Annotated in this window: 9 protein-coding genes; 4 read left to right on the forward strand and 5 right to left on the reverse strand. The window is 35.1% G+C overall.

Annotated elements, in window-relative coordinates; genetic code table 11:
* Nucleotides 1-97: 97 nt before the first annotated feature.
* On the reverse strand, nt 98-2,380 hold the full coding sequence (locus tag BLT94_RS06765) for a tetratricopeptide repeat protein (protein WP_092231903.1): 2,283 nt from the start codon (nt 2,378-2,380) through the stop codon (nt 98-100).
* A 519-nt stretch (nt 2,381-2,899) separates the two neighbouring features.
* Here BLT94_RS06765 and BLT94_RS06770 point away from each other — a divergent pair.
* The 4 genes from BLT94_RS06770 (at nt 2,900) to BLT94_RS06785 (ending at nt 6,672) form a co-directional block, all read left to right on the forward strand.
* Nucleotides 2,900-3,091, forward strand: coding sequence for a hypothetical protein (locus tag BLT94_RS06770; RefSeq protein WP_014957713.1), 192 nt, complete (start codon nt 2,900-2,902; stop codon nt 3,089-3,091).
* Between the two features lie 333 nt (nt 3,092-3,424).
* Nucleotides 3,425-4,414 carry a hypothetical protein gene (locus BLT94_RS06775; protein WP_245742996.1) on the forward strand — a complete coding sequence of 330 codons (990 nt, stop codon included), beginning with the start codon at nt 3,425-3,427 and terminating at the stop codon, nt 4,412-4,414.
* 10 nt (nt 4,415-4,424) lie between these two features.
* A complete protein-coding gene (locus BLT94_RS06780; protein WP_092231907.1) occupies nt 4,425-6,089 on the forward strand; it encodes an AAA family ATPase in 1,665 nt (554 codons plus the stop codon).
* Nucleotides 6,090-6,282: 193 nt separating this feature from the next.
* On the forward strand, nt 6,283-6,672 hold the full coding sequence (locus tag BLT94_RS06785; protein ID WP_092231910.1) for a hypothetical protein: 390 nt from the start codon (nt 6,283-6,285) through the stop codon (nt 6,670-6,672).
* Between the two features lie 330 nt (nt 6,673-7,002).
* Here the strand turns inward: BLT94_RS06785 and BLT94_RS06790 are convergent, their stop codons facing one another.
* From BLT94_RS06790 to BLT94_RS06805, 4 genes are all read right to left on the reverse strand, one after another.
* Nucleotides 7,003-7,968, reverse strand: coding sequence for an ABC transporter ATP-binding protein (locus BLT94_RS06790; RefSeq protein ID WP_092231913.1), 966 nt, complete (start codon nt 7,966-7,968; stop codon nt 7,003-7,005).
* Between the two features lie 135 nt (nt 7,969-8,103).
* Nucleotides 8,104-8,304, reverse strand: coding sequence for a cold-shock protein (locus BLT94_RS06795; RefSeq protein WP_014957708.1), 201 nt, complete (start codon nt 8,302-8,304; stop codon nt 8,104-8,106).
* Nucleotides 8,305-8,491: 187 nt separating this feature from the next.
* Complete coding sequence (locus BLT94_RS06800) at nt 8,492-9,472, reverse strand: ABC transporter ATP-binding protein (protein WP_092232159.1); 981 nt, start codon at nt 9,470-9,472, stop codon at nt 8,492-8,494.
* A 54-nt stretch (nt 9,473-9,526) separates the two neighbouring features.
* Nucleotides 9,527-11,401, reverse strand: a complete 1,875-nt coding sequence (locus BLT94_RS06805) for an extracellular solute-binding protein (RefSeq protein ID WP_092231916.1) — start codon at nt 11,399-11,401, stop codon at nt 9,527-9,529.
* Nucleotides 11,402-11,508: the final 107 nt, after the last annotated feature.

An 11,508-nucleotide genomic window follows, 5' to 3' on the forward strand; every position in this document is an offset into this window, starting at 1 on the left:
AACCAAAAGCAATCTTCAAAGATTGAATGTGACTCAAAATATTATTATACATAATATGCTTCATTTATACAAGTCAGGCACATGGCAAAAAATAAGGTTATTTTTCAAGTTCGGAAAGCAGTTGTTTCGCATGGTCTGCATCTTCAAAGTTATCGCTCAGTTGAAGTGCTTTTTTTAACGCGATTATTGCAAGTTCATTATTTTCTTTTTTATGGTAGGCTAACCCCAGATGATAGTTTACAACAGGATGATCAGGGATTTTCTTTAAACTGTCCAGAAATTCATTTATAGCATTTCCATATAAGCCTTTCTTATAATAGATCATTCCAAGTGTATCCATCACACCGGGGTCTTCGGGAAGTTTTTCCCTTGCAATCCTGGCGAGCCTTAAAGCCTCATCAATTTGTTCGGTTTTTCGCACAAGATAGTACGCCAGATTATTCGCTGCCGGAGCAAATTGAGGATTGATTTCAAGTGCTTTTTTATAGTGATTTGATGCTTTTTCGAATTCTTTATTGCTGTCGTAAATCGTTCCTAAGATCATATGAGGAAATGGAAGATTTGGATTTTTATCAATAATCGTCTGATATTGTTGGATGGCTTTATCTTTATTTTTTTCTGCCAGTGAAAGTTTTGCCAGGGTTTCATATGGTTTTAGATAATCAGGATATACGGATATCGATTTATTTAACGAATTTTTTGCTTCTTTAATTTTGTTTTGAGCTAAATAAATTCCTGCCTCAATATTATGAACAACTGCAATTAGAGGTTTTTGATCCATATAAAGCTTGATTTGATTTTTACATAATTTGTGTGCAGTTATAAATTCTTGTTTGACAACATGAATTTTAATGATTTGGACAAATACATCAAGTAATGTATTGTTTTTTTCATGAGCAAAATTTAAATATTTGATTGCGGCTTCATAATCTTTTAAGGCAGACTTCAGCATACCCATTTGATAATATGCTGTCGGGTTATCTGGTGATATTTCAATCAGTTTTAAGTAGTCTTTTTCAGCCTCATCTAATCTTTTTAGACCGATTAATGAACTTGCCCGAATGATCCTGGCTCGATAATCATCTGGATTCAATTTCAGTGCGAAAGTCGCTTCTTTTTGTGCCAACTCATAGTATCTTTCGTTCAGATAAATATCTGCAAGCAGCCTGCGGGCTTTAAAATAGTTGGGATTTAATTCAATTGCTTTGGCGACAGATGATTTCGCCTGATCATATTTTCCAGTGGCGATAAAGCACACGCCTTTGAAGTAGAGGGGGCGAGGTGCCTTGGGTTCTTCATTCTCAAGTTCATTCAGAAGCCGCAAGGCATCTGTAAATTTTTTTTTGTAAACTAATATTTCACTTTTCAGCATTTTTGCCGGGTAATATTCAGGCCTTTTTGATAGAATTTCCGATATTATTTGGTCTGATGATTTTATATCCTTGTGTTTATAATGAAATCGGGCAATGGTATTTTTAACAGCCATGTTCTCAGGTTCCAAAGACAATGCTTTGTTATACATTTCCAGGGACTTATCTTTATTATTAATTTTTTCATAAAATGCAGCGGTAATCATATACGGCTTTGATGATGAAGGCGCTTTTTGTGTTGCATTAAGATAAGCCGTTTCAGCCATGTCTAGTTTTTTTTGGCTAAAATATAAATTGCCCAATAAAATATGGGCATCATTATTTTCAGGGTTTATTTTAATGGCCTGTCGCAACTGATATTCTGCTTTTTCCATATCTCTTAGTCGAGCATAAAATGCTATCAAAACCATTCTGACCCGCAGGTTTTTATTATCGATTTCTATTGTTTTTAAAAGCAGCTCTTCAGCCATACCAATTCTTTTTTCCATGGCATGTATCTTGGCCATATTTTGAAGCGCGGGGATATTTTTTGAATCAATGTTAAGAACTGTTTCGTAAACGGTAAAAGCTTTTTTTAAAAGCTTTTTTTGCATGAATATCTGGGCTTTAACAAGCAGGGCTTCAATATTTTTCGGGTCTTTTTCAAGAACAAAAATAATTTTTTCCATGGCCGGTTCTATTTTTTTGCCCAAAAATAAAAACTCAGCGAGTTTTAAATTAGCCTCCACATTATTTTTATCTATTTGAATAATTCTATTATAGGCAGTGTAAGCATCCTTTACATTTCCAAGCTTTAACATGCTTCTGGCCAGGAGAAGATAAGCGTCCACATAATTTGGATCTATTTTTAAAGCGTTTTTAAGTTCAATTTGAGCTTTTTTGTATTCTTTATTTTGAAAATAATCCAAGCTTTTATCAAAGAAAGATTCTTTTTTTTCAATATCTGACTTGCATCCTGTTAATATAAGAGCAATAAAGATAATGCAAATAATTCTCAAAGAAAAATTCATTCATCCTCCCCCGAATTCATATTCAAATACTTGTATGTCCATGTATCATGTGCTAATCATTTGTCAAATAGAAAGACAAAGATTTTTAAGGTATAATTTTTAAATATATCTTTATTGTTTATCGTTAGTTTGTTCAATATTGATAGCATTATTTTTAATGATGATCATTTAGGCGAAATATTAATTAATCATACATTAATTGTTTTATCAACTCAAGTTAATATTTTTTTTGTAACAATACCAATAGGTTTCCTATGAAAACGGATGGATTGTTTTGTCTTTGCCGGTCTCATTAACAGTCAACTGCGATATTTACAAAAGGGGCTTGATATGTCCTGGAAGTTCAATATGAACAAATAATCGGAAGCAGGTAAGATCGCCTTGAAAATTTAAAATTAATATGTTGAAATGTATCTTGCCGAATAAATTACCTTGTGATTTTTTATATTAGCAGGTAATTTTAAAAGATAGAAAAAATCTAAAGCTTATTTGTGGTTTTCAAAAATTTCTGGAGAAATTATGAAAAAGGTCAAAAAGGATTCGCTTTTAAAATGCGGTGTCTGGATCAAAGAACAGCAAGGAAGTATAACAATTGGTTCTTTGGATAAAAATGACGAAAATATTATGACCATCCCGGAAAAATTAAACTCAAAAATCATAAAGTTTGAAAATGATATGATTGAGGCATTGTATGGAGATAAGCAAAAGTAAAATTACTTATCAAATGATTTCCGGGAATAATCCTTACTGTGATATGATAATTTCGTCAAAAGAATAAAGTTTTTTGCAAATTTATCGAATAATTTGATTACTTATATTTTATCCGATTTTATTTTTTCTCATAACTATTATTAATTGATGCAAAACGGTATAAATATGAAGTTCTTTCCCATAAAGATCGCCATAATTTGTCTGCTGATAACCCCGGTTTTTTATATTGTTACACTTGAATTATGCGAAAAATATTTAAATAAGAATTATTCTTGTCAAATTGAAAATATACTCATCGGTGATTCAATACATCTGTTGGATGGTTCAGTTCGTTTGGAAGAACAGATTGCAAATAATATACACGATTTTTGTAAAGCGGATTGGCTGATTCAAAAAGCTAAGCTTGATATCAATATTCTTGTCACAACAATTCATAAAAAAATAATTTATCCGATTTTTCTTGATGTCGATTCCTTGGCAAAAGATATTAACAGTGAATTTGATTCGGAAAATATAGCAAAAAATAATTTTGAGATTTTAAATGGCGGCTTGGTTGTTAAAATTGAAACCAATTTAAGTCATGGGTCAAGAATCGGTAATATTGTTTTGGTGTTATATTTTGGGGTCTCATTTTTTATTTTTTTTGTTTTTTATAAAATCGCCAGTGCTAAATCTATTGTGGAAGGAGAAACAAAAGCACAATTGATAAATGATTTAAAGAGAGAAGAACAAATTCATAAACAAATGCTTAAAAATTTCCAAAAAGAACGACACGAGTTGTTCGAAAATATCAAGGTACTCAATAAAAAATATCAAAAGGATAAAACAAAAGCGAAAATAAACGAGGAAGAAATGTTTGAGGAAATAATTTCCTTAGAAGAAAAATTAAATTCATTTATTGAGCTTAAGCAAAAAAAGGAAATGGAAATTTCTGAACTTAAATCTAAGATTCAAAAGCATGGTAAAAAGAAAAATTTTAAACTCAGACATAATGAACTTGAGTTTATTGAAAAACGATTTTCTGCCCTTTATAAAAATATAAAAATGAATAAAAAAGCATTGTCAGGATTTTTGAATCTTAGTGATGAACTGCAGATAAAAGCAGAGGAGATTATACACTTGCTGGACCGTAATCCAGATAAAATTATTATAAAGAGAAAGGTTTTTTCCGGTAAAAAACATAGAACCGCCTGCTTTGAAGTTTTATTTTCCTATAATGGGAGATTGTATTTTAAAAAAAATGAAAATAATATCACTGAAGTTTTAGTTGTTGGAACCAAGAAGACTCAAACAAAAGATATTGAGTTTATTCATAAATTATAAAGAATACAATATGTATAAGTCATTCTATAATTTAAACACAAAACCATTTCAGATAAGCTCTGACCCTGCTTTTATGTGGTTTGGAGAAAAGCACAGAGAAGCCTTGGCTACTCTCAAATATGGTATTCTGGACAATAAGGGATTCCTTTTGTTGACAGGTGATGTTGGAACAGGAAAGACGACGTTGATCAATGCGCTCATTCAAAGCCTGGGTGATGATGTTATTTGTGCGGCTGTTCCGGACCCGGGTCTTGAAAAGTTGGAATTTTTCAATTATATTGCTGCCGCATTTGGAATCAATCGGGAATTTTCCACAAAAGGTGCTTTTCTTGCACACTTTAAAAATTTTTTAATCAAGGCCAGTGAAGACAACAAAAAAGTACTGCTTATCATTGATGAAGCTCAGCTTTTAACACAAGAAATGCTTGAAGAGATTCGTCTATTATCAAATATCGAAAAAACAGATGCCAAGCTTATTAATATTTTTTTTATAGGTCAGAATGAATTTAACGAAATCCTCAACAGAGAACAAAACAGAGCGGTAAGGCAAAGATTAACCTTAAATTACAATATTGATCCACTAACTTCGGGCGAGACAGGTGAATATATAAAACATCGATTAAGTGTTGCAGGAGGTACTGCTCCTATTTTCGATGTACTCGCAATACAGGAGATTTTTATGTATTCCGGTGGGTTTCCGAGAAGAATTAATGTGATTTGTGATCACTGCCTTTTATCCGGATACGTCAAAGAACAAAAAATAATAAATGAAGCCGTTGTAAAAGAATGTGCAAGAGAACTCAAAATCCCGGCACATATCAAGAATAGGGATCTAAATGGTTTTGCAAGCCACAATAAAAGGAAGCTGCCTGTTGCAACGCACCAGGCATATACATCTCAACTGAGGAAGATTGGAATCAAGAGAAGAAAAAGAGGCTTTCGGTTTTTTTTGAGTGGAATCGTTGTTTTTTTATTGATTTTTCTTGTCGGGTTTTACCTGCTTCCAAAGTATTGCAGTGATTCCATGGAAAATATAAACAAAAGTGTGCTGACTTTAAAAGATAAGATTTTTAGAGTTGATTCGGAATCATATCCTGCCTTTACAGATCAGCTGGCTGAAAACAAAGGAGAAATAAAAAAAAATCAGGTCATAAGACATATGATTAAACCACAGAATGCGCTTGAATTAAAAACAATTACCAGAGAAAATAGCCTTGAAAACCGCCAGCATACGAAAGAAATTGATAATAGTTTATATGTTCGGGGAAATAAATATCCTGAATCTTCAGACAATTCCATAGATAGTGATGTTAATAAAAAAACTTTTCCATTGCCCAATGAAAAAATAGTTATCAGGTTTAAGCATAATACCAATGATTTTACAGAAGAAGGTTTTAAGCAACTGGTCAAATTTTCAGATGCCTTGTTCTTATATCCTGAGACTAAAATTTTAATTTCAGGATATACGGATTCAGAAGGATATCAAAGTTATAATCAGAAACTTTCCGAGTTCAGAGCCAATATTATCAGGAGTTTTTTTCTTGGCAGAGGAATTAAATTAGAGCAGATACAGATCAGGGGTTTAGGAAGTCAAAATCCTATTGAAAGTAACGATACCGCACAAGGGAGAATAATGAACCGGCGCGTTGAAATTGAAATTATTAAAGAAAAATAATTTTTATTTCTCTATACATGTGAATAATGTCTGCTTTAGATGATATGGGTTGTGAGACAATAAAATTATAGTTGATTATATTTGACTTGATTCAATGTGCAGAGAAAATATAATTATCCTTTTCAAAGGCTTTTCAATAGAAAAATATCATGATATAAATTAAAAAAAATAATGAACATGTAAGGAATATTCTATGCGTAATTTTTTTTTGGTTTTATTCAGTATGTGTACGCTTTTATACCATTGCACAGCAGCAGCTAACAGCAATAGAATTGATAACCAAAAATCTATTCAAACGGTTCAATATGAAGTGATTGATTTAGCTGCGGATACATTTTCTGACAATAGCCTTCTTTATGTTTCAGGAAAAATAAGAAATACTTCATTTTATCCTATTCAAGGATATATTATTGTAAGGTTTCAAGATGTCGACAATATTGATATGGGATTTGTAGAAACTTCGGTAAATAAAAATTTACCTATAAATCATTACCGAACGGGAGCCTTTGAGATTGCTGTAAATATTGAAAAGGAAACTAAGATAAAAAATGTATCTGTCGAATTTATAAATACAAACAAGTGATAATGAGAAAACAGCTAAACTTAAAAATATAAATTAACCCTAAGATTGCAAGTCCTGATGTTCCATTTTGAAGAAATTGTATAAAAAACTTTGACTTATTGATTTAATAAAACACCCGCACTTTTATATGAAAGTCTTAAGAAATTCATACAGAGACTTTAAATCTTTGTTGTGGGCAAGTATAGATGAAAGACCAAGTCTGCCCGTGGCAGTTATATGAAAGAACTTCTAACCTGTTGTAATCAAATCTCTTTCAGTTCTTGTTGTGGCAGATCAGTTTGTCATGGTCGTTATTGCGAACTCAAATGAGAACAGAATAAAAGACTCAAATCAAAAGAAAAAATGACATGCAGTCAAATGACTTGGATCTTTTTCGTTTTTCAGCAGTTCAGGCTCTTTGTCACGACAGATATTTTGAGCATATTCACATCGCGTATTAAACCGGCATCCGGCAGGAGGGTTCTCCACGGAAGGCACCTCTCCCTTTAAGATTATACGATTCCGGTTCGATTCTGGATCAGGCATGGGAATGGAAGACAACAATGCATTGGTGTAAGGATGCCGGCCATTCTCATAGATTTCGTTCGCATCAGCCATCTCAATAATTTTCCCCAGATACATGACGGCGATCTTGTCTGAGACATGTTTTACAATAGATAGATCGTGGGAGATAAAAAGATAAGTCAGCCCAATTGCCTGCTGTAATTTCAGTAAAAGGTTCAGGATTTTGGATTGAACGGAAACATCCAAAGCAGACACTGGTTCATCACAAACAATGATTTCCGGTTCAAGGCTGATTGCTCTGGCGATACCAATTCTCTGGCGCTGCCCGCCTGAAAACTCATGGGGAAATTTAGACAAGGTATCAGGCAACAGACCTACCGTTTCAATCAATCGGTTAATTTCCGTCTCTAAATTTCTTCTTTTTTTTCCATGGATAATATACTTTTCTTCCAAAATTTCTTTGATGGTCTGTCTGGGATCTAATGATTCAAACGGATCCTGAAAAATCGTCTGTAAACTTAAAGCAAGTTTTTTTCTCTGCTGCGAATTGAGTTTGGAAACACGCCGGCCTTTTATAACGACTTCCCCATCAGATGGCTCATAAAGCCCCATGATACATCTTCCCAAAGTCGTTTTACCGCATCCTGATTCACCCACAATACCCAGAGTTTCTCCTTTATTCATAGCAAAAGAGACGCCATCCAGTGCATACACCCAACCGGTACGCCTTAAAAACACGCCGCTGCTCACAGGAAAATACTTTTTAAGATTTTTTACTTCGAGAATCGTCATGTCAGTTTTCTTAAAACAAAAAAGGGAGGACCCTCTTGAAAAAGTTCTATACAGGGTTCAGAAAGGTTAAACCGGTTGTCAAAAAAAAGACGCAAAAAAAGGGTTTTTCTTCTAAAGAAAAACCCTTTAAAAATCTTATTGAACGACCACATGAACTGCAGCCGGCCCTTTTTGTCCTTCTTCTACGTCAAAAGTTACTTTATCGCCTTCATTCAGCGATTTAAAACCTGTTCCTTCGATACCTGAATGATGAACAAATACATCCGGTCCATTTTCTTGCTCAATAAAGCCGTATCCCTTAGAATCATTGAACCATTTTACTATCCCATTTGCCATTATGACTTTCTCCTTACTTAAAATGAATAAAATTGTAGTTTCAAACTTCAGGACTTGCCATTCTAGCAGATGGGTTTTCCCTTTAGAACGAAACTGCGAGGCCTTTCTCCAAGAGGCTTTTTTTGTCATATTCACTTTTATTTAAAAAATCAAGTATTATTTAAATAAAAGTACTTTTTTTATAAATTCATGCACCCGGCAAATGACAGGCTGCTGTATGATTTTGATCTATCCTTCGTTCCTGTGGGACTATTTTTCTACAGATATCCCCAACCAATGGACAGCGGGGTGCAAATCTGCAACCTTTCGGTAAATTCAATACTGACTGCACATTTCCCTTTATTGTCGGAAGGATGGTTTTGGGTTTTCGAGAAAGAGAAGGAATAGAGGTTAACAATCCTTTGGTATAAGGGTGCACGGGATGTTTAAAAAGTTTTGTAACCGTTGCTTTTTCTGCAATTCTTCCAGCATACATTACAACAACATCATCACAATTTTCCGCAATTACCCCTAAATCATGGGTAATTAATATCACAGACATTCCTGATTTTCTTTGAAGCCCTTTAATCAAATTCAGAATTTGGGCCTGGACAGTAACATCAAGGGCTGTTGTAGGTTCATCCGCAATAAGAATTTGAGGCTCACAGGCCAATGCCATGGCAATCATTACCCGCTGGCGCATTCCCCCGGAAAGCTGGTGGGGATATTTTTTCATCACCTTGTCAGGATCAGGAATGCCGACTTTTTCCAGCATGGTAACGGCAGCCGTTGTCATTTCGTAAGAGGAGAATTCAGAAAAATGAAGTTTATAAATCTCAATAATCTGTTTGCCGATTCCATGAACCGGATTAAGGGCTGTCATGGGTTCTTGAAAAATCATGGCAATTTTTTTACCCCTTATCTTATGCATATGACTTACCGGAAGATTAAAAATGTCTACACCGTTAAACATTGCTTTGCCTTGAACAATTCTTGAAACAGGTTTTGGCAATAGCCTCATGATACTTAGCGCAGTAACGCTTTTACCACAGCCTGATTCCCCGGCAATACCAAGAATTCTCCCTTTTTTGAGTTGCAAATCAACTTGATCAACTGCATGTGCGATTCCCTGTTCGGTATGAAACTCTACTCTAAGATCCCTGACATCCAATATTATTTGGTCAGTCACTTCCTTCTCAGTCTTTTTTGGGTCAGTCTCTTTTTGGTCAGGCACTTTGTGTCTTTACTCCTTCTTGAATTGTTCGTCCAGGATAACAACCGGTTCAAATTGTATGTCGTTTTTCAGGGCTTTCAGGGTTTTGTCTTTTTTATCGGCATTCATCCAGAAAAGTCCCCCTGTTGTAACTGAAAAAGGATCAAAAAGACTGTCGGATCGTTTGGTTCCATGAAATTCAGGCAGTTCAAGCCATCTCCAAAATCCCATCCTAACATAGGGAACCATAAACGTGGGTACAAAGGCACCGGTTTCATGAATGGCCTGTTGTATGGTTAATGAAAGCGCTATTCTTTCTTCTCGGTTCAAGCTTGACCGGTATGTATCAATCAACTCATCCAGTCCGTGATCATCCGTGTTGGTGATATTATTGGTCTGGGGTTTATGGGCATTATCAGAATGCCACCCCTGCCAATAGGAGGGCCTGATATTTGTACTCCATCCCATCCATGCAACATCATGCTTTTTTTCCAAAAATTTTTTAAACATGGCCGTGGAATCCAGTCTTTCCAGTAAAAGTTCAATTCCTGCTTTTAATGCCTCCTCCTTAAGTACCACAAGTCTTGGCGTATGCTCCTCATACCCATAGGTAACCTTGACGGAAAACCGTGTTTCATCATTTTGCCAGACACCATCACTTCCTCTTGTCCACCCGGCAGATCGCATTAAGGTTTCTACTTTTGCAATATCATATTGTCTTGGCTTTATGCTGTCGTCGGTATATTCTCCATAACCGGTAAAAGCCTGGGAAAGCCTGAAATAATCACCCCTCAACACGTTGTTGATTACTTTTTCAATATTCATTGCATGGGCAAATGCATAACACAGCCGCCGGTCTTTGAATATTTCCTTATCCTGGTTCAGCCACATTCCCATGGCAGATTGCTCATGGTCATTAAAAAACCAGATCTTATGGATATACCCATTTTGAAACAAGGAAATGTTTGATTTTTCATGCCAGTATTTGGGAATCGTCAAATCAAATGTATCCAGTTTGCCTTTTTTAAAATACTGCCATTGAAGGTTTGTATCCCGGATCACGTCAAACACAACATAATCAACATTAAACCGGTTCTTAAAGTGTGTCTTATCCTTGGCCCACCAGTCTTTTTTTCTTTTAAATTTAATAAATTTTCCTTTTTTAAACTCACTGATCTGATATGCTCCGGTATTGGGAATAATCGCCCAATTGTAGAGTTGAACAAATGTGTCATCAAGGATTCCAAAATAGTGTTCCGGTGTGGGGGCAATTCCTAATTTCAAGTAAAGCTCCGGCACGGCTTTGGTACTTTTTACGCCGATGGTATACTCATCATAGACAATCACCTTTTCTATCTCTTTTGTGTAGTAATCATTATACCAGGGTGCGATTATATGTTCAGAACGCATAAATTCAAGGGTATAAGCATAGTCCCAGGCGGTAACCGGCTTGCCGTCGGACCATCTTGCATCTTTGTCCAGTTTGAAGTACATGGTTTTTTTATCCTCCCCAAAGGCCCAGTGAGTTGCCAGTTCAGGAAGAATACGACCGGTATTGGGATGAATATTTATCAATGACAATTGATTGTCCAAAATTGCACTTCGAAACGAACCGTTTGAATCCGGCCCTACAACCCGGAAGGTCATGGGGAAACTGGTGATGGCTGCATGAAAGATCCCTCCTTTTTGTGCCTTTTCAGATGAAAAAACCGGATCTGAATTATTGGTCAGCCATTGAATCGTATCCGGCAAAACAGCATAGGCACTTTTTTCCCTGAAAGTGATCTTTTGTTCTAATCCGGGCGGGTCTCGGTGTTCATTGTTTTTTATATCATTATTGTTCCGGCAACCCGTCGGGAAGCAAAACACCATCAGCATGATACCCATCATCAGTTTGAATTTCATTATTTCTCCGGTATTCCAAGTTGAACGTTCAGACCTTTTTTTTAGTCATTTGATACGGGATCATACCAAATTAAAGCTTTGACAATCAATGTTTCTTTTTTGTTCAA

Source organism: Desulfobacula phenolica, from assembly GCF_900105645.1.
In the GTDB taxonomy this organism is placed as follows: Bacteria; Desulfobacterota; Desulfobacteria; order Desulfobacterales; family Desulfobacteraceae; genus Desulfobacula; species Desulfobacula toluolica.